Source organism: Streptomyces sp. NPDC050433 (genome assembly GCF_044458565.1).
In the GTDB taxonomy this organism is placed as follows: Bacteria; Actinomycetota; Actinomycetes; order Streptomycetales; family Streptomycetaceae; genus Streptomyces.
The window spans coordinates 50,696-75,818 of sequence record NZ_JBITIB010000008.1; the positions used below are offsets into that span (position 1 = coordinate 50,696).

Annotated in this window: 24 protein-coding genes and 1 pseudogene; 17 read left to right on the top strand and 8 right to left on the bottom strand. The window is 72.3% G+C overall.

Annotated features, from left to right (window positions below; genetic code table 11):
• Positions 1-23 precede the first annotated feature (23 nt).
• Positions 24-1,226: an amino acid deaminase/aldolase gene (locus tag ACIBLA_RS11985; protein ID WP_363246445.1), complete on the bottom strand. Its 1,203-nt coding sequence runs from the start codon at positions 1,224-1,226 to the stop codon at positions 24-26.
• An 884-nt stretch (positions 1,227-2,110) separates the two neighbouring features.
• Between ACIBLA_RS11985 and ACIBLA_RS11990 the strand changes: the two genes are divergently transcribed.
• Entirely contained in the window at positions 2,111-2,911 is an 801-nt protein-coding gene (locus ACIBLA_RS11990; protein WP_363246446.1) for a hypothetical protein, read from the top strand.
• Positions 2,908-4,116: a type VII secretion-associated serine protease mycosin gene (gene mycP / locus ACIBLA_RS11995; RefSeq protein ID WP_363246447.1), complete on the top strand. Its 1,209-nt coding sequence runs from the start codon at positions 2,908-2,910 to the stop codon at positions 4,114-4,116. Before ACIBLA_RS11990 ends, mycP begins: the two co-directional genes overlap by 4 nt.
• On the opposite strand, the gene ACIBLA_RS12000 is transcribed toward mycP, so the two are convergent.
• Complete coding sequence (locus ACIBLA_RS12000; protein WP_399198493.1) at positions 4,091-4,807, bottom strand: serine hydrolase; 717 nt, start codon at positions 4,805-4,807, stop codon at positions 4,091-4,093. The genes mycP and ACIBLA_RS12000 overlap by 26 nt on opposite strands.
• A 74-nt stretch (positions 4,808-4,881) precedes the next feature.
• Here ACIBLA_RS12000 and ACIBLA_RS12005 point away from each other — a divergent pair, with 74 nt between their 5' ends.
• Positions 4,882-5,640 (top strand): SseB family protein, encoded by a 759-nt coding sequence (locus ACIBLA_RS12005; protein ID WP_363246449.1) that lies wholly within the window; start codon positions 4,882-4,884, stop codon positions 5,638-5,640.
• Positions 5,641-5,652: 12 nt separating this feature from the next.
• On the opposite strand, the gene ACIBLA_RS12010 is transcribed toward ACIBLA_RS12005, so the two are convergent.
• Positions 5,653-6,015, bottom strand: coding sequence for a DUF1844 domain-containing protein (locus tag ACIBLA_RS12010; RefSeq protein ID WP_363246450.1), 363 nt, complete (start codon positions 6,013-6,015; stop codon positions 5,653-5,655).
• A gap of 375 nt (positions 6,016-6,390) precedes the next feature.
• Between ACIBLA_RS12010 and infC the strand changes: the two genes are divergently transcribed.
• The 7 genes from infC to pheT all read left to right on the top strand — a co-directional run bounded on the left by infC (position 6,391) and on the right by pheT (position 14,017).
• Positions 6,391-7,086 (top strand): translation initiation factor IF-3, encoded by a 696-nt coding sequence (gene infC, locus ACIBLA_RS12015; RefSeq protein ID WP_399198494.1) that lies wholly within the window; start codon positions 6,391-6,393, stop codon positions 7,084-7,086.
• Positions 7,087-7,208: 122 nt separating this feature from the next.
• On the top strand, positions 7,209-7,403 hold the full coding sequence (rpmI, locus tag ACIBLA_RS12020; protein WP_363246452.1) for a 50S ribosomal protein L35: 195 nt from the start codon (positions 7,209-7,211) through the stop codon (positions 7,401-7,403).
• 116 nt (positions 7,404-7,519) lie between these two features.
• Complete coding sequence (gene rplT / locus ACIBLA_RS12025) at positions 7,520-7,906, top strand: 50S ribosomal protein L20 (RefSeq protein ID WP_363246453.1); 387 nt, start codon at positions 7,520-7,522, stop codon at positions 7,904-7,906.
• Between the two features lie 187 nt (positions 7,907-8,093).
• On the top strand, positions 8,094-8,933 hold the full coding sequence (locus ACIBLA_RS12030) for a TrmH family RNA methyltransferase (RefSeq protein ID WP_399198495.1): 840 nt from the start codon (positions 8,094-8,096) through the stop codon (positions 8,931-8,933).
• 93 nt (positions 8,934-9,026) lie between these two features.
• On the top strand, positions 9,027-10,220 hold the full coding sequence (locus ACIBLA_RS12035; RefSeq protein ID WP_363246455.1) for an ATP-binding protein: 1,194 nt from the start codon (positions 9,027-9,029) through the stop codon (positions 10,218-10,220).
• A gap of 117 nt (positions 10,221-10,337) precedes the next feature.
• On the top strand, positions 10,338-11,468 hold the full coding sequence (gene pheS / locus ACIBLA_RS12040; RefSeq protein WP_363246456.1) for a phenylalanine--tRNA ligase subunit alpha: 1,131 nt from the start codon (positions 10,338-10,340) through the stop codon (positions 11,466-11,468).
• Positions 11,468-14,017, top strand: a complete 2,550-nt coding sequence (pheT, locus tag ACIBLA_RS12045; RefSeq protein ID WP_399198496.1) for a phenylalanine--tRNA ligase subunit beta — start codon at positions 11,468-11,470, stop codon at positions 14,015-14,017. Before pheS ends, pheT begins: the two co-directional genes overlap by 1 nt.
• 247 nt (positions 14,018-14,264) lie before the next feature.
• Here the strand turns inward: pheT and ACIBLA_RS12050 are convergent, their stop codons facing one another.
• Entirely contained in the window at positions 14,265-15,125 is an 861-nt protein-coding gene (locus tag ACIBLA_RS12050; protein WP_363244362.1) for a 3-hydroxybutyryl-CoA dehydrogenase, read from the bottom strand.
• A gap of 157 nt (positions 15,126-15,282) precedes the next feature.
• Here ACIBLA_RS12050 and ACIBLA_RS12055 point away from each other — a divergent pair, with 157 nt between their 5' ends.
• Positions 15,283-16,527: a glycoside hydrolase family 10 protein gene (locus tag ACIBLA_RS12055; protein ID WP_399198497.1), complete on the top strand. Its 1,245-nt coding sequence runs from the start codon at positions 15,283-15,285 to the stop codon at positions 16,525-16,527.
• A gap of 24 nt (positions 16,528-16,551) precedes the next feature.
• Here the strand turns inward: ACIBLA_RS12055 and ACIBLA_RS12060 are convergent, their stop codons facing one another.
• Entirely contained in the window at positions 16,552-17,448 is an 897-nt protein-coding gene (locus ACIBLA_RS12060) for a DMT family transporter (protein WP_363244361.1), read from the bottom strand.
• On the opposite strand from ACIBLA_RS12060, the gene ACIBLA_RS12065 reads away from it, so the two are divergent.
• The 4 genes from ACIBLA_RS12065 to ACIBLA_RS12080 all read left to right on the top strand — a co-directional run bounded on the left by ACIBLA_RS12065 (position 17,447) and on the right by ACIBLA_RS12080 (position 20,741).
• Positions 17,447-18,883, top strand: a complete 1,437-nt coding sequence (locus ACIBLA_RS12065) for a PLP-dependent aminotransferase family protein (protein ID WP_399198498.1) — start codon at positions 17,447-17,449, stop codon at positions 18,881-18,883. The genes ACIBLA_RS12060 and ACIBLA_RS12065 overlap by 2 nt on opposite strands.
• Before the next feature lie 63 nt (positions 18,884-18,946).
• Positions 18,947-19,390: a GNAT family N-acetyltransferase gene (locus ACIBLA_RS12070; protein WP_363244359.1), complete on the top strand. Its 444-nt coding sequence runs from the start codon at positions 18,947-18,949 to the stop codon at positions 19,388-19,390.
• Between the two features lie 31 nt (positions 19,391-19,421).
• Positions 19,422-19,997, top strand: a complete 576-nt coding sequence (locus ACIBLA_RS12075; RefSeq protein ID WP_363244358.1) for a histidine phosphatase family protein — start codon at positions 19,422-19,424, stop codon at positions 19,995-19,997.
• A gap of 78 nt (positions 19,998-20,075) precedes the next feature.
• On the top strand, positions 20,076-20,741 hold the full coding sequence (locus tag ACIBLA_RS12080; protein WP_399198499.1) for an ATP-binding protein: 666 nt from the start codon (positions 20,076-20,078) through the stop codon (positions 20,739-20,741).
• Between the two features lie 57 nt (positions 20,742-20,798).
• Here ACIBLA_RS12080 and ACIBLA_RS12085 read toward each other — a convergent pair whose 3' ends face one another.
• On the bottom strand, positions 20,799-21,776 hold the full coding sequence (locus tag ACIBLA_RS12085) for an SDR family NAD(P)-dependent oxidoreductase (RefSeq protein ID WP_399198500.1): 978 nt from the start codon (positions 21,774-21,776) through the stop codon (positions 20,799-20,801).
• Here ACIBLA_RS12085 and ACIBLA_RS12090 point away from each other — a divergent pair.
• Complete coding sequence (locus tag ACIBLA_RS12090) at positions 21,775-21,987, top strand: hypothetical protein (protein ID WP_363244355.1); 213 nt, start codon at positions 21,775-21,777, stop codon at positions 21,985-21,987. The genes ACIBLA_RS12085 and ACIBLA_RS12090 overlap by 2 nt on opposite strands.
• Positions 21,988-22,004: 17 nt before the next feature.
• Here ACIBLA_RS12090 and ACIBLA_RS12095 read toward each other — a convergent pair.
• Positions 22,005-22,187, bottom strand: a pseudogene (locus tag ACIBLA_RS12095) (short-chain dehydrogenase/reductase SDR); the annotation flags it as partial.
• Between ACIBLA_RS12095 and ACIBLA_RS12100 the strand changes: the two are divergent.
• The gene (locus ACIBLA_RS12100; RefSeq protein WP_399198567.1) at positions 22,171-23,799 is read left to right on the top strand and encodes a hypothetical protein; all 1,629 of its coding nucleotides are present in this window, start codon (positions 22,171-22,173) and stop codon (positions 23,797-23,799) included. The pseudogene ACIBLA_RS12095 and the gene ACIBLA_RS12100 overlap by 17 nt on opposite strands.
• Before the next feature lie 90 nt (positions 23,800-23,889).
• On the opposite strand, the gene ACIBLA_RS12105 is transcribed toward ACIBLA_RS12100, so the two are convergent.
• Positions 23,890-25,062, bottom strand: coding sequence for an epoxide hydrolase (locus ACIBLA_RS12105; protein WP_399198501.1), 1,173 nt, complete (start codon positions 25,060-25,062; stop codon positions 23,890-23,892).
• Between the last annotated feature and the right edge of the window lie 61 nt (positions 25,063-25,123).

Below are 25,123 nucleotides of genomic sequence, written 5' to 3' on the forward strand. Positions count from 1 at the left end.
GCGCCGCCCCCTCACGACCCGTCTCAGAGGTACGTACGGCCCTCGCCCCGGTACGTCGGGACCGTCGCCGTCACCCGGTCACCCTCGATCAGCAGCAGCTCGTCGAAGCGCTCGCACAGCTCCCCGGCCTTCGCGTGCCGGAACCACACCCGGTCGCCGATCAGCAGATCGTCGGCGGCGGAGCCCAGCAGCGGCGTCTGCACCTCGCCGGCGCCCTCCTGGGCGTCGTACCGCAGCCCCTCCGGCAGATACGGCTCCGGCAGCCGGTCCCGGCCCGCCGGGCCGGACGCCGGATAGCCGCCGCCGAGCACGGTCACCACGCCGACACCCGGCCTGCGTACCACCGGCTGCGCGAAGAGCGCGGCCGGACGGCCCGTGAACGACGTGTAGTTGTCGAACAGCCGCGGCACGTAAAGCCCCGACCCGGCGGCGATCTCCGTCACCGAGTCCTCGGCCGCGGTGTGCTGCACACTGCCCGTGCCACCGCCGTTGACGAACTCCAGCTCCGGCGCCACCAGCCGCACCGCGCGCACCACGGCCCTGCGCCGCTCCGCCAGCTCCTCGCGCGCGGCGGACTGCATCAGCCGTACCACGCGCGAGCGCAGCGGCCGGCCCGCGACCGCGTCGCCGACACCCGCGACATGCCCCTCGTACGCCATCAGTCCCACCAGCCGGAAACCGGGCCGACGGGCGATCGACCTGGCCAGCTCGGCCAGTTGGGCCGGCTCCCGCAGCGGCGAGCGCCGCGCCCCGATCCGCACCCGCCCGCCGAACAGCCGGAACGCCGTGTCCAGCTCCAGGCAGACCCGGATCTCCTCCGTACCGCCCGCCCGCGCGAGGTCGATCACATCCAGCTGCGCAGGATCGTCGACCATCACCGTCACGGCTCCGGCCAGCTTCGGATCGGCGGCCAGCTCGGCGAACGCGCTCCGGTCCACCGACGGATAGGCCAGCAGTACGTCGTCGAAGCCGGCACGCGCCAGCCACAGCGACTCGGCCAGGGTGAACGACATGACGCCCGCGAACCCGTCGCGCGCCAGGACCCGCTCCAACAGCGCGCGGCAGCGCACCGATTTGCTGGCGACCCTGATCGGTTTGCCCGCCGCCCGGCGGACGAGATCGTCCGCGTTGGCGTCGAAGGCGTCGAGATCGACCACGGCGAGCGGAGCGTCCAGATGAGCGGTGGCCCGGTCGTACCGGGCCCTGTCGGCGGCGCGGGGAGTCATCGTCCGAGCTTGCCAGACGGGCTTACCCGACGGTAGGGGGATGTTCTGGTCAGATCCGCCCCCGACCTGCGGACCTGTTCCCGCGGGGTGCTCGGCAGCCCGTAGAGTGACGCCCACGCGGCGACGAACGGGCCTGCCCCGGACGGCGATCCGTCGTGGACAAGGCTGTGATCCCAGGGGGGCGGATGAGTACCGAAGCGCGGCGCGCGCCCCTACCGCCCCACCCTGCGAGCCCCCCGCCACCGTCGGAACCGCAGCCCGCACAGCCCGCCGCGGAGCCCGCCGATCCGGTCGGCCCCGCCGGGGCTTCCGGGCCCGGACCCGCCGCCGGTACCTCCGGTACGGAGGCGGAGCGCCCCCCGGCCGGGACCCCCGCACCGAAGCCGGCCAGGACCCCGGCCCCGAAGCCCGACGACTTTCCGGCCCCGAAGCCCGTGGGCCTTCCCGCACCGAAGGCCTCCGAGCGCCTCGCAGACATGCCGGGCCCCATGCCTCCCGAAACAGCGGGCCGGTCCTCGGGCGGGCAGCCCGCCATACCCCCGCGCCCGGCCGGACCGCCGCCGCAGCGACCACCCGTCCAGCGGCCCCCCGCCCAGCGCACCCCCGCAGCGCGCACGACCCCGCGATCCACCGTGCCCCTCGACGACGACACGGCCCGCCTGCGCCCCGTCCCCCCGGCCCCGAAGCCCACCGGCGCGGTCCCGCCCCGGCCCACCCGGCGCCCCGCGGCACCACCACGACCGCTGACGCCGCCGCCCTTCGCGTCCACGGGCGTCTCCACCCCCCTCCCGCCGCTGCCTCCTTCTTACAAGGTCGCTTCCGAGGCCCCGCAGCGCCCGGCCGGGCCCCCGGCCCCGCATTACCGCCGACCGGTCGAGCCTCCCGTGACCCCCGCCGAAACGACCACCCGGCTGCGCCCCGTGCCCGCCCGCCACCCCGGCAGGACGGCCGCCGCGATCGCCTGCGTGGTCCTCGGCCTCGGTCTGATCGGCGGCGCAGTCACCGGCAGTTGGCTGACCGGCGACTCGTCCGCCGACGCCGCGCCGGGCGCCGGGTACGGACCACTGCGTACGCTCTGGCACAGCACCCCCGTCGACACCTTCTTCCCGCCCACCATCAAGGGCGACGGCGCGGGTCCCGGCGGCGCCGACCGGACCTGGAATCGGGTCGCCGTGGCACCCGAGAACGACTGTGCCGGAGCGCTCGACCCCCTCCTCCTCAAGACGCTCCGTCCGGTCGGCTGCGAACGGGTCCTGCGGGCGACCTACACGGACGTCACCAACAGCGCCGTCATCACCGTCGGCATGGTCTTCACGGAGGCCGAACCGGAAGCAATGAAGGCACTGGGCGCCCGGTTCGCCGACGAGAAGCTCATGGAACGCACCGATCTGATGCCCCGCACCTACCCGGTGAAGGGCACCGTCGCCGCCGGCTTCGGCGACGGTCAGCGCGCGAGCTGGACGGTGAACGTCCTCACCGAGGCGCCGGTCGTCGTCTACGCGGTCTCCGGCTTCGCCGACGGGCGCCGGGTCCCCGACCCGCAGCCGGCCGACAAGGCCACCGCGGACGGCGCGAAGACGGACGCCGCCCAGTCCGGTCTCGGCCATGACGCGGAGGGCGTCGCCGAACGGGTCGAGCGGGGTCTGCGTGGATCAGTCGGCAAGGCAACGGAGCAGCCCGGATGACGACACCCCCGACACCGACCAGGCGCCGCGCGCACCGGGTGGCGGCCACCCTCGCCGCCGCCTCCTTCCTGCTGGCCGTCCCCGCGACGCCCGCCCACGCGGACGTCATCCGCGCCCAGCAGTGGGCCCTGGAAGCGATGAACACCGACGACGCCTGGCGCACCACCAAGGGCGGGGGCATCACCGTCGCGGTGCTCGACACCGGCGTCGACCCCACCCACCCCGACCTCACCGGGCAGGTCCTGACCGGCAAGGACCTCATCGGCTTCGGCGCCAAGAGCGGCGACCGCGCCTGGGCCCGCCACGGCACGGCCATGGCGGGCATCATCGCGGGCCACGGGTACGGCCCCGATCGCGGGAAGGGCGTCCTCGGGATCGCCCCGGAGGCGAAGATCCTGCCGGTGCGCGTGATCCTCGAAGGCACCGACCCGGACCGGGCCAAGGCCCGCAAGTCGCGCGGCGGTTCACTCGCCGACGGCATCCGCTGGGCCACCGACAACGGCGCCGACGTGATCAACCTCTCCCTCGGCGACGACAGCGAGTCGGCCCACCCGGAGCCGGGCGAGGACGCCGCCGTGCAGTACGCCCTGTCCAAGGGCGCCGCGGTCGTCGCCTCGGCCGGCAACGGCGGCGAGAAGGGCGACCGCGTCTCGTACCCGGCGGCGTACCCCGGCGTGATCGCCGTGACGGCCGTCGACCGCTACGGCACCCACGCCGCGTTCTCCACGCGCCGCTGGTACGCGACCGTCAGCGCGCCCGGCGTGGACGTCGTCATAGCGGACCCCGACCGCCGCTACTACGAAGGCTGGGGCACCAGCGCCGCCGCCGCCTTCGTCTCCGGCGCGGTTGCCCTCGTACGCGCGGCCCACCCCGACCTCAGCCCGGCGCAGATCAAGAAGCTGCTGGCCGACACCGCGCGCGACGCCCCGGAAGGCGGCCGCGACGACTCCACCGGTTACGGCATCGTCGACCCGGCCGCCGCGATCAAGGCGGGCGCCAGGCTGAGCACCGCCACCGCCGACACGAAGAAGGCGACCGGCTACACGAAGCAGTACTTCGGCCGCGGGCCCGACAACGCCTCCGGAGGGTCCGAGCCCGCCGCCTGGCTCGCCCCGCTCGCGGGCGGCCTCGGTGCCCTGCTGCTGGCCGGCGCGGTGGTCCTCTGGCGCGGCGGACCGCTCATCGGCCGCCGCCGGTGGCGCTGACGGCGGCCCGCGCCACCGCCTCGACCAGGGCGATCCCCGCGTCCTTCGTAGGATGCCCGCCCGACAGGACGGCCACGAGGTAGTCGCGGTCCCCGGTGGTGACGCGGCCGACCGAGTTGACGACCCACAGTCCGGTGGCACTCAACGGCATCCAGCCGTTCTTCAGCGCCGGCGCGCTGCCCGCCGCCGAGACGCCCCACGCCTGATCCGGCACCACACGGGTCATCAGGTCCCGGACGAAGGCGCGCGAGCGCTCGTCGAGAGGCGAGGGTCCACCGCCGAACACGGCGCCCAGCAGCGCCAGTTGATCCGTCGCCGTGGTACGCGTCATGCCCCAGTCCGGCGCCGCGGCCGACTCGCGCAGACCGAGCCGCCGGTGAGCCGCGTCCAGTTCGCCGGCGCCGCCGACCGCGTTCAGCAGCGCGGTGGCCGCGTCGTTGTCGCTGCGCTCGATCATGTCGGCCGCCGAGGCGCGCTGCTGCGGGGTCGGCTCCCGGTCCGTGTCCTGGGCGCGCAGCAGCAGCGCGGCGAGGATGCCGAGCTTGACGACGCTGGCGGTGGGGTGGTTGGGGGCGGGGACGGGGGCGTGGCGGTACGCCGCGGTGGTGCCGGTGGCCGTGTCGCGTACGGCGACGTCGTACGTGACGTTCTCGTCGGCCGTCCCGACGAGCGGTTCGCCGCAAGCGCGCATGTGTCCCCCTCGGTCCGCCGCTGATTCTGCCCTCCGTCGCCGGGCAGGGACAGCACGCCCACTAGGCTCGGCCCGTGGCTCTCAAGAACATTCCGGATTCCGGTTTCTCCGACGACGACGGCACGGCCGACCCCGCCCTCACGGAAGCCCTCGCCGTCTGGTCCGGCGATCGGACCGCCGAGCCGCGCGTTCTCGCCGCCCTCAAGGGCGCCCGGCTCCTCGTCCCCGTCGTCGCGGTCCTCGGCGAGACCGAGGAGGACGAGAGGGGGCTGCGGCGCGAGAAGAACAGCGACATGGCTGTGCCCACCCTCCAGGCCGGCGGCCGGCGTGCCCTGCCCGCCTTCACCTCCACAGCCTCGCTGGCCCGCTGGGACCCGGCCGCGCGCCCCGTCGCCGTACCGCTGCACCAGGCGCTGAGCGCGGCGGCGCACGAGAAGGCCGACACCGTCGTCATCGACCTGGCGGGGCCCGTGCCGTACGAACTCGCCGGACCGGCCCTGTTCGCGCTCGCCGAGGGCCGCACCAGCACCGACCCGCTCGACGACCCTGCCGTGGTCACGGCGGTGAGAGACGTGGTCGCCGCCGAGCCCTCCGTACTGAGGGCGCATCTCGGTCCGGGTGACGCCGACGGCATGCTCGCGCTCGTCCTGGTCGAAGGCGCCGCCCCGGCGGACGCGGTCCGGCGGATCGCGGGCGCGCTGGCGGCGGACGACGTGCTGAGGGCCCGCCTGGTGCGCGGTCTCGACCTGGCACTGCTGCCTGCCGCCGCCTCACCTCCGGGCGAGCCCCTGTTCGTGCGGAATCAGCCGAAGACCGGCTCCGATCAGCCGTAGGCCGGCCGACGATCAGCCGTAGACCGGTCCCGTGTACTTCTCGCCGGGGCCCTGGCCCGGCTCGTCCGGGACCAGCGACGCCTCGCGGAAGGCCAGTTGGAGCGACTTCAGCCCGTCCCGCAGCGGCGCCGCGTGGAAGGAGCTGATCTCCGTCGCGCTCGCGTCCATCAGCCCGGCCAGCGCGTGCACGAGCTTGCGGGCCTCGTCCAGGTCCTTGTGCGCGTCGCCGTCCTCCGTGAGACCGAGCTTCACCGCGGCGGCGCTCATCAGGTTGACGGCGACCGTCACGATCACCTCGACCGCCGGGACCTCCGCGATGTCGCGGGTCATGGCGTCGAAGTCGGGGGAGTCCTGGGGGGAGGGCGTGTCGCTCATGCCGCACACGATAGGCCCCGGCGTTTCGGCCGCCGCTGCCGCGGTCACCCTCCGATCACCCCGCGCACGACGGTTAGCAGCATGCCCACCGTGCTGCTAACCTTGTGTTACGACCGGTCGGACACGAGTGTGGCCGACCCACAAGTGGAGGCTCCGTTCTCCCACCTGGCTGCCCCTTGGGGCGGCGGGTCACCGGTCAGGCGGCGCCCATCGTTCCGTACGGACGATGGAGCCGCCCGATACGCCCCGCGGTTTGACGCGGCGGTGTTCCGGTATTCATGGAGCTGCCGCCTGTGTCCCGTTCGGGGCATTTTTGCTTTCCCCTCGCGGTTGGTCTGACGAAACAGACGTTACGCGGCTGTCTGCCAGACAGTCGTGTGGTGCTACCGAGGAGGATCCATCAGCGCTGAGCCCCGCATTAACGACCGGATTCGTGTTCCCGAGGTCCGCCTTGTCGGCCCCAGCGGCGAGCAGGTCGGCATCGTGCCGCTTGCGAAGGCCCTGGAGCTCGCGCAGGAGTACGACCTGGACCTGGTCGAGGTCGCGGCGACCGCCCGTCCGCCCGTGTGCAAGCTCATGGACTACGGGAAGTTCAAGTACGAGTCGGCCATGAAGGCCCGTGAGGCGCGCAAGAACCAGGCGCACACGGTCATCAAGGAGATGAAGCTCCGGCCGAAGATCGACCCGCACGACTACGACACCAAAAAGGGTCACGTCGTCCGGTTCCTCAAGCAGGGCGACAAGGTCAAGATCACGATCATGTTCCGTGGTCGTGAGCAGTCCCGCCCGGAACTGGGCTTCAGGCTGCTCCAGCGGCTGGCTTCGGACGTCGAGGAGCTCGGCTTCATCGAGTCGAACCCGAAGCAGGACGGCCGGAACATGATCATGGTTCTGGGCCCGCACAAGAAGAAGACCGAAGCCATGGCCGAGGCCCGCGAGGCCCAGGCGGCCCGCAAGGCGGAGCGCCAGGGACACGCGTCCGACGGCCAGGTGGAAGCGTCCGCGGACGCCACGCGGGCTCGTGCGAACGCCGACGCCGAGGCTCCGGCCGAATCGTCCTCCGACGCGTGACCCACGGGGCGGCCATCCAGGCGCCCGAGGGTTCCGCCCGGAACTTCCGATGAGACAACTGACGCTCCCAGGAGCCGGCCCGAACCGGCCGGGAGCGCCACTGACGAGGAGAGAACGGCGCTATGCCGAAGAACAAGACGCACAGCGGTGCCAGCAAGCGCTTCAAGGTCACCGGTTCCGGCAAGGTGATGCGTGAGCGTGCCGGCAAGCGCCACCTGCTCGAGCACAAGTCGTCGCGAGTGACCCGACGCCTGACCGGCGTTGTCGAGCTGGCCCCGGGCGACGCCAAGAAGATCAAGAAGCTTCTCGGCAAGTGACGTCGCGGCCCCCGGTGACGGGGGCGCGACGCCAGGACCGGGATCCAATTCGTTTCGGGCCGGGTGAGCGGTGAGTGATTCCCGCCGGACCCAGCCCCGCTGCAAGGAGTTAACAAGTGGCACGCGTCAAGCGGGCAGTCAATGCCCACAAGAAGCGCAGGGCGATTCTCGAACAGGCCAAGGGTTACCGCGGCCAGCGTTCGCGCCTGTACCGCAAGGCCAAGGAGCAGGTCACTCACTCCCTGGTCTACAACTACAACGACCGCAAGAAGCGCAAGGGCGACTTCCGCCGGCTGTGGATCCAGCGGATCAACGCCGCCGCCCGCCAGAACGGCATGACGTACAACCGCCTCATCCAGGGTCTCAACGCCGCCAACGTCGAGGTGGACCGCAAGATCCTGGCCGAGCTGGCGGTCAACGACGCCACCGCGTTCGCCGCGCTGGTCGAGGTCGCCCAGAAGGCGCTCCCGAGCGACGTCAACGCCCCGAAGGCCGCTGCCTGATCCCCTGCCGGATCACGGTCATGGATCCCGGATCCTGATCGCAGCACTTCCCGCCGGACCCGCAGGCACACCGCCTGCGGGTCCGGCGCGTTCCACTCCCGTACACGGAGCACGTACCCGCGCGCGTCTCCCATCCACGCGCGCGCACGTCCGCACGAGAAGCGACACGAGAAGCGAGCCGCCGCCCATGGGCACCCCCGAGCTGATCTCTCCGCGTTCCCCGCGCGTCACCGCCGCACGGCGGCTCGCCAGACGCGCCTTCCGCGGCAAGGAACGCCGGTTCATTGCCGAGGGCCCGCAGGCCGTACGCGAAGCGGTCGAGCACCGGGGTGACGACGGCCTCCCGACACTGATCGAGCTGTTCACCACCGTCGAGGCCGCCGAGCGGTACGCCGACATCGTCGCCGCCGCCCGCGCCGCCGGGGCGCAGGTGCACCACGCGGACGACACCGTCGTCGCCGACCTCTCCCAGACCGTCACCCCGCAGGGCCTGCTCGGCGTCTGCCGGTTCCTGGACTCGCCGTTCGAGTCCGTCCTGCGGGCGCGGCCCCGCCTCGTCGCCGTCCTGGCGCACGTACGCGACCCCGGCAACGCGGGCACCGTGCTGCGCTGCGCGGACGCCGCGGGCGCCGACGCCGTTGTCCTCACCGACGCGTCCGTCGACCTCTACAACCCCAAGTCGGTCCGCGCGTCCGTCGGTTCGCTCTTCCATCTGCCGGTCGCCGTCGGCGTCCCCGTCGAAGAGGCCGTGGCGGGCCTGCGGGGCGCGGGAGTCCGCGTCCTGGCCGCCGACGGGGCGGGCGACGACGACCTCGACGACGAGCTGGACGCGGGCACCATGGGCGGCCCGACCGCCTGGATCTTCGGCAACGAGGCATGGGGTCTGCCCGCCGAGACCCGGGCGCTCGCGGACGCCGTCGTACGCGTCCCGATCCACGGCAGGGCGGAGAGTCTGAACCTCGCGACCGCCGCGGCCGTATGTCTCTACGCCTCGGCTCGGGCGCAGCGTGTCCGCGCCGGGAGCTGAGGGGGTCCGCGCGGTCACCTTGAGCGATGAGAGCGAGTAGGGTGACGGACACGTCGGGCCCACTGTGCCCTTCGGAAGAGGTGGGATGCGGGCATGACGGTGGGGGCGAGAGGGTCGGCCATCACGCGAGGACCGGTCAGTCCTGATCCCGGCGGCGCCGTTCCCCCGGACCCGGGGCCGGGCTTCGGGATCGATCCCGACGACCTCCCCGACGGCCTCGTCGTCGCCGACGAGACGGGCCGCGTGATCTGCTTCAACGCCGCCGCCGCCCGGATCACCGCCGTCGTCGCCGCCGATGCCGTCGGCAGCCCGCTGGAGCGCGCCCTGCCGCTCGAAGACCTCGAAGGCCGCCGCTGGTGGACGCTCACCGATCCGTACGGCGGTCTCCTCACCCGCTTCGGCCAGCCCGAGCGCAATCTGCTGCTGCCCGGCGGCCGTGAGGTCCTGGTCTCGGCCCGCTACGTGCGCGCGTACCCCCAGGGGCCCGTACGCCGGCTCGTGATCAGCATCCGCGGCACCGAGGCCCGCCGCCGTACCGAACGCAGCCACGCCGAGCTGATCGCGACTGTCGCGCACGAGCTGCGCTCCCCGCTCACCTCCGTGAAGGGCTTCACCGCGACGCTGCTCGCCAAGTGGGAGCGGTTCACCGACGACCAGAAGCGGCTCATGCTGGAGACCGTCGACGCCGACGCCAACCGCGTGACCAGGCTGATCGCCGAACTGCTCGACATCTCCCGGATCGACTCCGGCCGCCTCGAAGTGCGCCGCCAGCCCGTCGACATCCCCACCGCCGTCGGACGCCACATCCAGTCCATCACCGCGTCCGGACAGTCACCCGACCGTTTCCTCGTACGGATCCAGCAGCCGCTGCCCGCGCTCTGGGCCGACCCCGACAAGATCGACCAGATACTCGGCAACCTGCTGGAAAACGCCGTGCGCCACGGCGAGGGAACCGTCACCATCGAGGTGGCACCCGCCCAGGTCAAACCCGTCGAGTCCGCGCACGCCGACCACGCGCACGCGGAGCACACCCACGCCGACGGCGGCGCGAAAGGAACAGCGGTCACCGTGAGCGACGAAGGCCCCGGCATTCCCGAGGAGTCGATGGGCCGCGTCTTCACCCGCTTCTGGCGGGGGAGCAAGCGCGGTGGGACCGGCCTGGGCCTGTACATCGTCAAGGGCATCGTCGAGGCGCACGGCGGGACGATCACCGTCGGCCGCGGACCCGGCGGCGGCGCCCAGTTCCGATTTATCCTGCCCGTCGGCGCCCCGGCCTATCTGGCCTGAGACCGCCCACGGGCTTCACCACTCCGTACGGCCTTTAGACTCGACCCTTGGCACCTTTGCGTCCTCGGCCATCGAGCGGGGTCGTTTTCGCCCAGGCAACCGGAAGTACGGGAAGAGATGTCCGCACCCAACAAGTCGTACGACCCAGTCGAGGTCGAGGCGCTGAAACCCGAAGAGATCGAGCGCATGCGGGACGAGGCCTTCGCCGCCTTCGCCGCCGCCGGTGACCTCGAAGCGCTCGCCCACGCGAAGACGGCGCACGCCGGCGGCACCTCGCCCCTGTCGCTCGCCAACCGCGAGATCGGCGCGCTGCCGCCGCAGGCCAAGGCCGAGGCGGGCAAGCGCGTCGGCCAGGCCCGCGGCGCCGTGAACAAGGCCCTCGCCGCCCGGCAGGCGGAGCTGGAGGCCGAGCGTGACACGCGCGTGCTGGTCGAGGAGGCGGTGGACGTCACGCTGCCGTACGACCGCGTCCCCGCCGGCGCCCGGCACCCGCTGACCACCCTCATGGAGCGCATCGCCGACATCTTCACGGCCATGGGCTACGCGGTGGCGGACGGTCCCGAGGCCGAGGCGGAGTGGTTCAACTTCGACGCCCTGAACTTCGTGCCCGACCACCCGGCGCGCCAGATGCAGGACACGTTCTTCGTCCAGGGCCCGGAGGGCACGTCCGGCGACGAGTCCGGAGTCGTGCTGCGTACGCACACCTCGCCGGTCCAGGCGCGCGCCCTGCTCGACCGTGAGCCGCCCGTCTATGTCATCTGTCCGGGGCGCGTCTACCGCACGGACGAACTGGACGCCACCCACACCCCGGTCTTCCACCAGGTCGAACTGCTCGCCGTGGACGAGGGCCTCACCATGGCCGACCTCAAGGGCACCCTCGACCACATGGTCCAGGAGCTGTTCGGCGGTGAGGGCATGAAGACCCGGCTGCGGCCGAACTTCTTCCCCTTCACCGAGCCGTCCGCCGAGATGGACATGGTCTGCTACGTGTGCCGCGGCGAGTCCGTCGGCAACCCGGACCGGCCCTGCCGCACCTGCGGCAGCGAGGGCTGGATCGAGCTGGGCGGCTGCGGCATGGTCAACCCGAAGGTGCTCATCGCCTGCGGCGTCGACCCCCAGAAGTACAGCGGATTCGCCTTCGGGTTCGGCATCGAGCGGATGCTGATGTTCCGCCACAACGTCGAAGACATGCGAGACATGGTCGAGGGTGACGTCCGGTTCACCCGGCCGTTCGGGATGGAGATCTGATGCGCGTCCCGATTTCCTGGCTGCGGGAGTACGTCGACCTGCCGGCCACCGAGACCGGCCGCGACGTGCAGGCCAGGCTCGTCCCCGCCGGCCTTGAGGTCGAGACGGTCGAACAGCTCGGCGCCGGCCTCAAGGGCCCCCTCGTCGTCGGCAAGGTCCTCACGATCGAGGAGCTGACCGAGTTCAAGAAGCCCATCCGCTTCTGCACCCTCGACGTGGGCGACGCCAACGGCACCGGTGAGCCGCAGGAAGTCATCTGCGGCGCCCGGAACTTCGCCGTCGGTGACAAGGTCGTCGTGGTGCTGCCCGGCGCCGTGCTGGCCGGCGGATTCGAGATCTCCGCCCGCAAGACGTACGGCAGGACCTCCCACGGCATGATCTGCTCCAGCGGCGAGCTGGGCATGGGCGACGACGGCAGTGGCGGCATCATCGTCCTGCCGCCGGAGTACGAGGTCGGCACCGACGCGATCGAGCTGCTCCAGCTCGTCGACGAGGTCCTCGACATCGCCGTCACCCCCGACCGCGGCTACTGCCTGTCGATGCGCGGCATCGCCCGCGAGGCCGCCATCGCGTACGGGCTCCCGCTGCGCGACCCGGCGCTGCTCGACGTGCCCGCGCCGAACTCGTACGGCCACCGCGTGGAGATCGCCGACCCGGTCGGCTGCGACCACTTCACCGCGCGTACGGTCACCGGGCTCGACCCCGAGGCACGGTCCCCGATCTGGCTCAAGCGCCGGCTCCAGAAGGCCGGCATGCGGCCGATCTCGCTGGCCGTCGACATCACCAACTACGTGATGCTGGAGATCGGCCAGCCGCTGCACGCGTACGACCGCCACCGGGTGGAGGGCGCGATCGGCGTCCGGCGTGCCGAGCAGGGCGAGGAGCTGACCACGCTCGACGGCGTCAAGCGCGTCCTGGACGCGGCGGACCTCGTCATCACCGACGACCGCGGTCCGATCGGTATCGCCGGTGTGATGGGCGGCGCCGACACCGAGATCGCCGACGGCGAGATCGTGGCCAGCCCGCTGTCGTCGTCCGCCGCCGGGCGCCCGGCGAGCGGCACCACCGAGGTCGTCATCGAGGCGGCGCACTTCGACCCGATCTCGATCGCGCGCACCGCGCGCCGGCACAAGCTGCCCTCCGAGGCGTCCAGGCGCTTCGAGCGCGGTGTCGACCCGCACGCCGCCTCCGCCGCGGCGCAGCGGACCGTCGATCTGCTCGTGCTGCTCGCGGGCGGTTCGGCGGAGGCCGGCGTCACCGAGGTCGTCGCGCCGACCGGGCCGCACACCATCCGTATGTCCGCCGACCACCCCGACAAGGTGGCCGGTCTCGCGTACGGCAGGGAGACCGTCGTCCGCCGGCTCCAGGAGATCGGCTGCGACGCCCAGGGACAGGACGAGCTGATCGTCACCGTCCCGAGCTGGCGTCCCGACCTGCGCGAGATCAACGACCTCGCCGAAGAGGTCATCCGGCTGGAGGGGTACGAGAACCTGCCCTCCACGCTGCCCAGGCCGCCGGCCGGACGCGGGCTCACGGAACGGCAGCGGCTGCACCGCAGGGTCGGCCGCGCGCTGGCCGGCGCCGGCTATGTCGAGGTGCTGAACTACCCGTTCATGGGCGAGGCGCAGCTCGACCAGCTCGGACTGCCCGCCGACGACGACCGTCGCCGTACGGTCACGCTCGTCAACCCGCTCGCGGACACCGAGCCCGCCATGCGCACGACGCTGCTGCCAGGTCTCCTCGGCGCGCTGCGCCGTAACGACGGCCGTGGCTCGCACGACCTCGCGCTGTACGAGACGGGCCTCGTCTTCCGGCCCACGGGCGAGGAGAAGGTGCCGGCCAGGCTGCCCGTCGACCGGCGTCCCTCGCCGGAGGAGCTGGCGACACTCGACGCCGCGCTGCCCCGGCAGCCGCGCCGCGCGGCCGTCGTCCTCGCCGGTGCGCGCGAGCAGGCCGGCTGGTGGGGCAAGGGCCGCCCCGCCGACTGGGCGGACGCGGTCGAGGCGGCCCGTACGGTCGCCGCCGAGGCGGGCGTCGAGCTGAGCGTCGAGGCCGACCAGCACGCGCCGTGGCACCCGGGCCGCTGCGCGGCGCTGTACGCGACGGTGGACGGCGAGCGGACGCTGGTCGGCCACGCCGGTGAGCTGCACCCGCGCGTCATCAAGGCGTACGGCCTGCCGGAGCGCACCTGCGCCATGGAGCTGGAACTGGATCTCGTGGAGCGGGCGGGCACGGGCGCGCTGCGGGCGCCGCGGATCTCGACCTTCCCGGTCGCCACGCAGGACGTGGCGCTGGTGGTGGCCGAGGACGTGCCGGCCGCCGATGTGGAGCGGGCGCTCGGCGAAGGCGCGGGCGAACTGCTCGAATCGGTGCGGCTGTTCGACGTGTTCACCGGTGAGCAGCTGGGCGAGGGGCGGAAGTCCCTGGCGTACGCGCTGCGCTTCCGCGCCGGCGACCGGACGCTGACCGTGGACGAGGCCACCGCCGCGCGCGACGCCGCGGTGGCGCTGGCCGCCGAGCGCACCGGGGCGGTGCTGCGCGGGGCGTGAGCCGCGTCGGTACGCGGTGAACGGCTGTGGGGGGGGGGGGGCCCCCCCGGGGGGGGGGGGCCCCCCCCCCCCCGGGGGGGGGGGGGGGGGGGGGCGGGGGGGGGGGGGGGGGGGGTGGGGGGGGGGCCCCCCCCCGCCCGCCCCCCCCCCCCCCCCCCCCACAGCCGATTGGGGCATGGCGGCGGCGGGCCGCCGATCCTCCATCACCTGAGGCCGGGCGGCGGACAGGTCACCGGCCGGGGGCGGTTCAGCCGTACGGGTAGAAGCCCGACCCCGTCTTACGGCCGAGGCGCCCCGCGTCCACCATGCGCTGGAGCAGCGGGGGAGCGGCGTACAGCGGTTCCTTGTACTCCGCGTACATCGAATCGGCGACCGAGGCCACGGTGTCCAGGCCGATCAGATCCGCGAGCTTGAGCGGGCCCATGGGGTGGGCGCAGCCCATCTCCATGCCGTTGTCGATGTCCTCACGGCTCGCGATGCCGGACTCGAACATCCGGATCGCCGACAGCAGATAAGGAATGAGAAGGGCGTTCACCACAAAACCGGACCGGTCCTGGGCGCGGATCGCGTGCTTGCCCAGCACGTCCTGGACGACGGCCTCGGCGCGCTTGACCGTGTCGTCGGAGGTCGTCAGCGCCGGGATCAGCTCGACCAGCTGCTGGACCGGTGCCGGGTTGAAGAAGTGGATGCCGATGACCTGGTCGGGACGCGACGTCGCGACGGCCAGCTTCACCAGCGGGATGGAGGAGGTGTTGGACGACAGGATCGCGTCGGGCCGGGTCACGACCTGATCGAGGACCTGGAAGATCTCCGTCTTGATCTGCTCGTTCTCGACAACGGCCTCGATCACCAGATCGCGGTCGGCGAACTCCCCGAGATCGGTGGTGAAGCTGAGTCTGTCGAGCGTCGCGTCGCGCTCCTCCTCGGTGATCTTGCCGCGTTCGGCGGCCTTCGAGAGGGAGTTGTAGAGGCGGGTGCGCCCAATCTCCAGGGCCTCACCGGTGGTCTCGGCGACCATCACCCGGAGGCCGCTGCGGGCGCACACCTCCGCGATGCCTGCGCCCATCTGGCCGCAGCCCACCACTCCGACGCGTTCGATGTCGGTCACATCGTGCCTTTCGCTGGTCCCTGTCCTGCGGGGCTCCGTGTGATTCCGGTGCCCGCCACGGCCCCGACGTTACTCCGCGCAGGTGTGTGCACGGCGGGCCGGGGCGGGCATGCTGTGCGGCAGCATCTGTCCGAGTTAACCGACGAGGGGTCAGTAAATGCGGGAAATCGGTAGAAGACGGTTCGTGACGGTCACGGCGGGTGCGCTGACGTCACTGGCGATGGCGACGGACGTCGTCGCCGCGACCACCGGTGATCGGCACAGCGAGCGCCGCGAGATGCGCGGGATGTGGCTCGCCACGGTCGTGAACCGGGACTGGCCGTCGAAGCCCGGACTGCCGGCGGCCCAACAGCGCGCCGAACTGCTCAAGTTCCTCGACACCGCCGTCGACCGGAAGCTGAACACGGTCGTCTTCCAGGTGCGGCCGACCGCCGACGCGCTGTGGCCTTCGCCGTACGAGCCGTGGGCCGAGTATCTGACCGGAGTCCAGGGCAAGGATCCGGGCTGGGACCCGCTGGGTACGGCCGTGAAGGAGGCCCACAAGCGCGGTCTCGAACTGCACGCCTGGTTCAACCCGTACCGCGTCGCCAATCACACGGACCCCTCCCGGCTGGTCCCGAACCACCCGGCGCGGCTGCATCCGGAGTGGATCCTGCCGTACGGCGGAAAGCTGTACTACAACCCGGGCATCCCCGAGGTCAGGAAGTTCGTCCAGGACGCGATGCTCGACGCCGTACGGCGCTACGACATCGACGGCGTGCACTGGGACGACTACTTCTATCCGTACCCGGTCGCCGGTCAGGTCTTCAACGACGACGCCCAGTACGCGGAGCACGGCGCCGGCTTCCCCGACAAGGCCTCCTGGCGGCGGGACAACACCGACCGGCTGGTGCGCGAGACGGCGGAGCGGATCAAGCAGATCAAGAAGCATGTCGCCTTCGGCATCAGCCCGTTCGGGGTGTGGCGCAACATCGCCACCGACCCGACGGGCTCCGACACCAAGGCCGGCGTGCAGACCTACGACGACCTGTACGCCGACACCAGGAAGTGGGTCAAGGAGGGCTGGATCGACTACATCACTCCGCAGGTCTACTGGAACATCGGCTTCGCCGCGGCCGACTACGCGAAGCTCGTGCCCTGGTGGAGCGAGGTGGTGAAGGGGACGGACGTCGACCTCTACATCGGCGAGGCCCTCTACAAGGCCGGCGACCCCGCCCAGCCCGCACCGTGGCAGGACGTGGCGGAGGTCTCCCGTCATCTGACCTTCGCGAAGCAGTACCCGGAGGTGCGGGGGCACTGCTACTTCTCCGCGCTGGAGTGCGTGAACGACAAGAACGGCGCGTTCGCGAGGGCGGTGGCCGACCACTACACGACGCGGGTCCGCCCGCCACGGCGGGGCTGACACAAAGCCTGCCGCGGACACGGCCTAGGCGCGGGCGCGCTGGGTGACCGCGATGCACAGCAGTACGGCGACGGCCGCCAGCGGCGCGGCCGTCGCCAGGTGCTCCCCGAGCAGCAGCACCGACCAGACCAGGGTCAGCAGCGGTTGGGCCAGCTGGAGCTGGCTGGCCTTCTCGACCCCGATCGAGGCCATGCCCCGATACCAGACGTAGAGACCGAAGAAGGTCGACCCCGCCGCCACCCACACCAGGCCGGTCACGCCCTGAGCCGTCAGCTGTACCGGCTCGAAGGACAGGGCCACGGCCGAGACCACCAGATTGAGCGGCAGGCACGCGACCAGCGCCCAGCCGATCACCTGCCAGCCGGGCATCAGCCGGGCCAGCCGCCCGCCCTCCGTGTAGCCGGCCGCGCACACCAGCAGCGCGCCGAACAGATACAGATCACCGGTCGAGACGGCCCCGCCGCTCTGCTGGAGGGTGAAGACGATCACCACCGCCGCGCCCGCGACGGCCGCGCTCCAGAACGTACGTGACGGGCGCCTGCCGGTACGCAGCGCCGAGAACGCGGCGGTGCTCAGCGGCAGCAGCCCCACCACGACGGCGGCGTGCGCCGTGGTCGACGTCTGGAGGGCCAGTGTCGTGAGTATCGGGAAGCCCAGGACCACACCGGAGGCCACCACGGCGAGCGCGCCCCAGTGCCGCCGCCGCGGCAGTGGCACGCGCAGCGCCAGCAGGAAGCCGCCCGCGATGAGCGCGGCGAGCACGCTGCGTATCGCGACCAGGGACCAGGGGCCGAAACTCTCCAGCCCCCAGACCGTCGCCGGGAAGGTGAGCGAGAAGGCGAGGACGCCCGCCGCCGCGAGGAGTGTGCCGCCGGTGACCGCTACCGGGGTGGTATGAGTAGCGCTATCCTGTGCTGTCATGCAAGAGCGTAGCAGTGTGGCAGATTTGGCGAAATCGCTACGAGCGGAGCTGAACCGCTACTCACCTGGTGGAAAGCTACCGTCCAGCAGGGAGTTGGTCGAGCGCCACCGGGTCTCTCCGGTGACCGTCTCGCGGGCACTGGCCCAGCTCTCCGCCGAGGGCCTGGTAGTCACCCGTCCCGGCGCCGGATCCTTCCGCGCACCGGCCCGGCCCGGCACACCGCAGGCCAGGGACACCTCCTGGCAGGAGGTCGCGCTCAGCGCCGACGCCGCCACCGAACTCGTCCCGCGCAGCGTCGACTCCTCCGCCGTGCTGACCACCCTCGCCGTGCCCCCGCCCGGCGTGATCGAGTTCAACGGCGGCTATCTGCACTCCTCCCTCCAGCCCGAGCAGGCCATGGCCGCCGCCCTGGCCCGCGCCGGACGACGCCCCGGCGCGTGGAGCCGCCCGCCCACCGACGGACTGCCCGAACTCCGCGAATGGTTCGCCCGCGACATCGGCGACAGCTGGACCGCCGCCGATGTGCTCGTCACCTCCGGCGGCCAGAGCGCCCTGACCACCGCGCTGCGCGCACTCGCCCCGCCCGGCGCGCCCGTCCTCGTCGAATCACCCACCTATCCCGGCATGCTCGCCATCGCACGGGCCGCCGGAGTCCGGCCCGTCCCCGTACCCGTGGACGCCGACGGCGTACGCCCCGAACTCCTCGCCTCCGCCTTCCGCGCCACCGGCGCACGGGTGTTCGTCTGCCAGCCCCTCGTCCAGAACCCCACCGGTGCGGTCCTCTCCGCCGCGCGCCGGCCCGAGGTGCTGCGTATCGCCCGCGAGGCCGGCGCCTTCGTTGTGGAGGACGACTTCGTGCGCCGTCTCATCCACGAGGACGCCGGCCCGCTGCCCGGCCCCCTCGCCGCCGACGACCCGGACGGAGTGGTCGTCCACGTCTGCTCCCTCACCAAGGCGACCTCACCGAGCCTCCGGGTCGGCGTGCTGGCCGCCCGTGGCCCGGTGCTCGAACGGCTCCGCGCCATCCATGTCGTGGACTGCTTCTTCGTCGCCCGCCCCCTCCAGGAAGCCGCGCTCGAACTGGTCGGCTCACCCGCCTGGAGCCGCCATCTGCGGTTCATCTCAAGGGAATTGCAGAACCGCAGGATCGCCATGACCGCGGCCGTCCGCCAACACCTGCCCGAACTGGCCCTCCCGCACGTCCCGCCGGGCGGCTATCACCTGTGGCTGCGGCTGCCCGACGGGGCCGACGAACAGGCCCTGGTCTCCGCGGCGCTGCGCGCGGGCGTCGCCGTCACGCCCGGTCGGCCCTATTTCTGCGCCGAACCCTCCGCGGGCCACCTCCGGTTGGGCTACGCGGCCGTAGCCGGACCGCAGGAGATCGCCGACGGCGTGCGGCGGCTGCGTACCGCCTGCGACGAAGTACTGAGCTGACCACATGCCCCGATCGTGGCATCCGCCACTGACAACGGACCCGCCACCTGGCAACCTTCCGCCATGACCGAGCCGACGGCCTCCGCCGCGTACGACATCTCGACCGACCCCGCACGCCTCGACGCGGACCGGATCCACCGCTGGCTGTCCACCGACGCGTACTGGGCCCTCGGCCGCAGCCGCGCCGTCCAGGACAGGGCGATCGCCGGATCGCTCAACTTCGGCGTCTACGACACCGCGTCGGGCGAGCAGGTCGCCTACGGCCGCGTCGTCACCGACCACGCCACCTTCGCCTGGCTCTGCGACGTATACGTCGACCCCGTCGCCCGGGGCAAGGGCCTCGGCACCGAACTGGTCGCCGCCGCACGCGACCACCTCGCCACGCTCGGGCTGCGGCGCGTGATGCTCGCCACGGAGGACGCCCACGGCGTCTACGAGAAGGTGGGGTTCAAGTCGCTCGAAAACCCCCTGATGTGGATGACTCTGGACCTTCAGCCCCCCTCTTGACCTGTACGGCTTTCGGGCCCACGATCCCGACATGAGTGTTCGCGTCACGTTGGTCGCCGCCGCGCGCAGCTCAGCGCCACTCGCCGAACGTTTCGACGACGACCGCCCCCTCGACCAGACCGGCTGGCACGAGGTGCAGCTCGTCGCGCACGCGCTTGTGCCGCTGGCCGCCGCCGATCTGCGCTACTGCTCGCCCACCGCGCGCAGCCGCGCGACCGGCGAGGCCCTCGGTTACGCGCCCCTCGTCCAGCCGGCCCTCAGGGACTGCGACATGGGCCGCTGGCGTGGCCGTACGTTCGCGGACGTCGCCGCCCGCGAACCCGCAGCCGTGGACGCCTGGCTCGCCGATCCCCGCTCGGCCCCGCACGGCGGTGAGCCGCTGCTGGCGTTCATCTCCCGCATAGGGGGCTGGCTGGACACACGCCCGGCCGACGACGTCGGCGCCATCGTGGCCGTCGCCGAACCGGCGGTCATCAGGGCGGCGCTCGTCTACGCCCTGCACGCCCCCGCGCCGACCTTCTGGAACGTGGACGTCCGCCCGCTGTCCACGATCACCCTCATGGGCGGCCCCGGCCGCTGGAGCCTGCGCCTCGACGCCCGCGCGTGAGCGGCGCTCCCGCGTGAGCGGCGCCGCTGTGTGATCGGCGCTCACGCCTGGTCGATGCCCGCGTGCGAGACTGCCGCGATGACCCCGGTGACCGGACACATGATCGCAGTTGTCGGCAGCAGTCCCGGAGTCGGCAAGTCGACACTCTGCCGCGCCATCGCCCGTCGGGCCGCCGAATCGGGTGCGACCGTCGACCACTTCGAGGAGGCGGACATCCTCAGCCGCCCGTCCTTCCGCCCCGTCGCCGAGGAGTTCGCCGACGGCACCGGCAGTGTGCGGCCCGCCACGCTGGTCGAGTCCACCCGCGACTACGTCGCACGGTCCCGCGCCGCAGGCGTGGACGTACTGGTCACGGACGCGCTGCTGCCGTTCATCCCCTCACTCGTGGCATGGGGCCACGACGAGAGCGTGATCTCCACCGTCCTGGCCGACCTGGAAGAGGCGGTCCGGCCGACCCGGGTGACCGTGGTGTATCTGCGGGACGACCCGGACACCGCCCTGCGCCGCGCCGTCGAGCGCGAGGGCCCGGACTGGGAGGACTGGTACGTCACCAAGCTCGGCGACTCGCCCGGTACCCGGTCCGTCAAGGACCTGTCGTCGGCTGCCGAACACCTGCGCCGGGAAGAGGAGTTGACGGTGCGGCTGCTGGCCGGGACGGACTGGCACGTGCTGAGCGTGGACGTGGGCCGGCGCGACGCGGCGCGGACGGAGCAGTACGTACGGGAGAACCTGCCCGACCTGTGAGCCGCCGGCCCCGCCGCCCGCCTCGCCGTTCGTTTCGCCGTTCGTTTCGCCGTTCGCTCAGCCGGCCGTCGCGAACGCGTCGACGCCCGTGAGTTCGGCGGAGAGCTTCCACAGCCGCGCCGCCTGCTCGGGGTCCGTCGCGTACGCGCGTACGCCACCCTTGAAGTCGGCCTCGTCGGCGGGTTCGGCGATGTCGCAGTCCTCGCAGTACACGCCGCCGGCGCCCGCCAACTGAGGCGAGGTCGCCGCCCACACCTGCGTCGCCGCGCCCTGCTCGGGCGTCTTGAACGACGTGTTGAGCACATTGCCCTCCTCGTCGATCCACCCGAAGGCGACCATCTCCTCCTTGGGAAGGTGCCGCTGGAGCGGCGTGAGGATGCCACCGGGGTGAAGCGAGAAGGCCCGGACGCCGGCGTCCTTGCCGAGCGCGTCGAGGTGCACGGCGAACAGCACGTTGGCGGTCTTCGCCTGGCCGTACGCCTGCCACTTGTCGTAACCCCGCTCGAACGACACGTCGTCCCAGCGGATGGGCGACTGGCGGTGGCCGGCCGACGACACGGAGATGACGCGTGCGCCGCCGGGCTCGATCGCGGGCCAGAGGCGGTTGACGAGTGCGTAGTGACCGAGGTGGTTCGTCGCGAACTGCGCCTCCCAGCCCGGTCCCACGCGGGTCTCGGGGCATGCCATGATCCCGGCGTTGCCGATCATCATGTCGATGCCGCGCCCGGAGGCGAGGAACCGCTCGGCGAAGGCCCGGACGCTGTCGAGGTCACCGAGGTCGAGCTCGTCGACCTCGACCCGGCCCGTCGCTCCCGCGATCCCCGCGACGGCCTCCTCGGCGACGGCGGGCCGCCTGGCGGGCACCACGACATGGGCGCCGGCGCCGACCAGAGCGCGCGTCGTCTCCAGCCCGAGACCCGAGTAACCACCGGTGACGACCGCGAGCTTGCCGTCGAGATCCACACCCCGCAGAACCTCCTCGGCGGTGCTCGTCGCGCCGAATCCTGAACCGATCTTGTGCTGAGGAGTAGTCATGCCACGACGGTACGTATTGGAGCGCTCTCGAAGTCAAGCGCCCGTCTCGGGGCGTCGCACCCGGTCCGTATCGGACGACGACGCCCGCCGTACCCGTCAGCGGCGGCGGCTCCTCGACGGCTGGCTCGCGGCGCCGGACCGGACGGAGCGGGTACGGCGTCCGCTGACCGGGCAACGGCTCCCCGCCGACCTGGAGCGGACCGGTCCGTGATCCGCGGACGCCGACAGCTACCAGGGCATCGAACCCTCCATGCCGAAGTAGCCCCCGGTCGGGCCGTCCGGGCCCACCTGCGCCATCCGGACGATGATCTCCGCGCCCTCCTCGACGGTCTGCGTCCCCATGTTCATGTTCAGGTCCGTCGCGGTGAAGCCCGGTTCCACCGCGTTGATCCGCATGTTCGGGAACGCCTTCTCGGCGACCGCCGCCGCCGTGCCCTTCCTCGCGCGGCTCGCGCTGGAAGGCCCTGGCGACCCGCTGCGGCTGCTGTGGCTCCTGCACGGCGCGGCCGGCGTGACGGGCCGCGAGTACCGGCAGGTGCGCCGGGCCGTGGCCGTGGCGCTGCCCGCGCTGCTGGGCCTGGTGGCCGACGAGGACCCGGCCGTGCGGCGGGCGATGGTGTGGACCGTCGCCGCCTGCGAGGACGCGTCCCTGCCGCTGCTCCCGCTGCTGCGGGCGCGGCTGGAGGAGGAGCGCGACGCCGACGTACGGGCCGACCTCGTCACGGCGCTCGGTCTGCTCGACGTCTCGCCGTACACCAGCGGCGCGCGCGCCCGCGCACTGCTGTCGGCGCCGGAGCCGCCGGTGCGCAGGGCGGCCGTGACGGATCTGCTGCGTACGGCTCAACTGCCGCTGCCTCCCGCCCTGGTGGCGGCGGCGGTCGACGCCCACGAGTCGGCGCCCGCCGATGAGACGCACCATCCCTGGCCCGACTCCTACCGGCCGCTCATGGACCGGCTGCTGGACGACCCCGACGCGGCCCTGCGCGCGGTGGAGCGGGGCCTGCCACTGGCGTGGGAACTGACCGAGGTCTGGCGCGACCGTGAGAGGGACGTCCTGCCGTGGCTCGCCGCGTCGGCCGTGGACGCGGAGGACCTGTGCCGGGTGGCGCGGGTGGGCGCCGCGCTCGCGGGCGGTGAGCCCGCGCCGTGGCTGGCGCCCCATCTGACGTCCGATGACCCGGCCGTACGGGTGGCGTCGACCCTCGCGGCGATACGGCTGCGAGCGCCCGGCGCGATCGGTCTCGTCCTGCGTCTCATGGATGAACTGACCGAAGAGGCGGCCACGTTGCGGATGACTCCGCTCAGCGCGGGCGGTGCGGTCGTGGCCGCCGCCGTGGAGGTGTACGGCGCGGCGGCCGAACCGGTCGTACGGCGGGTCGCGGCCCGGCCGCGCACCGAATGGGCCGACGCGCTACGGGACTTCCCCGCGCTCGCGGCCGGACATGTGGACGATCTGGTCCGTCTGCTGCCGGCATCCGCCGGACAGGACCTAGGCCAATCGGCCGGCCCGGCCGCCGTGCGGGCCCTGCGCGCACGGGCCGGGGCCGGCGACCTGACGGCGGCGCTGGCGCGGGTCACGGGCGAGGAGGGGCCGGCCGTGGACATCGTACGGGCGCTGCCGGACGCCGTGGGGCGGCGTAGCGCAGCCGTCCGGGTCGCGGCCGAACTCGGCCCGCGTGCGGCGGTGTTGCTGCCCCTGGTGGAGGAACGGCTGAAGGCGCCGAGCCGGGAGAGCAGGGCGGACGCCGCAGCCGCGATCTGGCGGGTCACCGGCCGTACGCGTGACACGGCGCCGGTGATCGCGGACCAGCTCGCCCGCCACGGCGATCCGCACCAGCCGTATCCCGGCGCGCTGCGCGCGCTGACGGCGATGCGGCTGCTCCCGGCGGCGGCCCGTCCCGCCGTGGAGCACATCGCCTTCTCCCCGCGCCGCGTGGTCTCCGGCTCCCTGTGCGACGGAACCCCGCATCCGGACCTGGCGGCACGGGAGTTGGCATGGCGGCTGCTGGCGTTGAGCGGCTGACGACGTGCCCGCACTTCCTTCTCCGGGGCCTGCTCAGCCGTTCCACGAGTTCGGCCGTCGCAGGCGTCGAGTGCCGGCACCCGGCCGCGTTCACCGGTGAGCGGCCAGCACGGCCGCCAGGCCCTCTTGGAGGTCTTTGACGAAATACTCGGGAACCTCCAGCGACGGGAAATGTCCCCCGGTTTCGGGGGACCCCCATCGGACGATCCGCCGGTACCGCTCCCGCGCCCAGGGGCGCGGGCACTTCTCGACGTCGCGGGGATACACAGTGATGGCCGACGGGACATCGACCCGGAGTTCGGGATCCAGCGAGTTGTGGCTTTCGTAGTAAATACGGGCCGACGATGCGCCGCTCCGCGTCAGCCAGTACAGGGTGACGTCGTCCAGAATTCTGTCCCTGGAAATCGTCTCGAACGGGCTGTCCTCGGTGTCCGACCACTCGGCGAACTTGTCGAGGATCCAGGCGAGAAGCCCGACCGGTGAGTCGACGAGCGAGTAGCCGATGGTCTGCGGCCGGGTCGCCTGCTGCTTCGCGTACGCCGCGCGGTGGTGCCAGAAATCGTGGGTCTCCTCGGTCCATTCGCGCTCGACCGCCGTCAGCCCGTTTGTTGTCAGACCGGGCGGCCCCTCCGCGAAGGTGGTGTGGATGCCGAGAACGTGCGCCGGGAACCTGCCGCCGAGGACCGTGCTGATATTGCCTCCCCAGTCGCCGCCGTGGGCTGCGAACTTGCTGTAGCCGAGCCGTCCCATCAGTTCCACCCATGCGGCCGCGATCTTCTCGGTTCCCCACCCGGTGGTGGCCGGCTTGTCGCTGTAACCGAAGCCCGGTAGCGACGGGACCACGACGTGGAACGCGGGCGCGTCCGCGTCTTTCGGATCTGCCAGCTCGTCCACTGCGTCGATGAACCGGGCAATGCTGTCCGGCCACCCGTGCGTCAAGATCAGAGGAGTGGCGTCCGCGCGCGCGGATCGGCGGTGCAGGAAGTGGATTCCCAGATCATCAATGGTTGTGCGGAACTGGCCGATCTGGTTGAGGCGCTCTTCGAACGACCGCCAGTTGTACCCGGTGCGCCAGTAGTTCACGACATCGACGAGGTCGGCGAGCGGAACGCCCTGTTCCCATCGGTGAGGGCCGGGCGCGGCGCCATGGACCGTCTCGGCCTCCGGCAGTCGCGCCGCGGCCAGTCGCGCGCGCAGATCGTCGAGGTCGGCGTCGGTCGTGTGGGCTTCAAATGCTTGCACGTCGCTGGTTGGACGGGGCATGAGACCTCCTGTGCCATAGTGGAACCGGCTAAGACGGTTCTAGCAGTTCCCCGAGCCACAC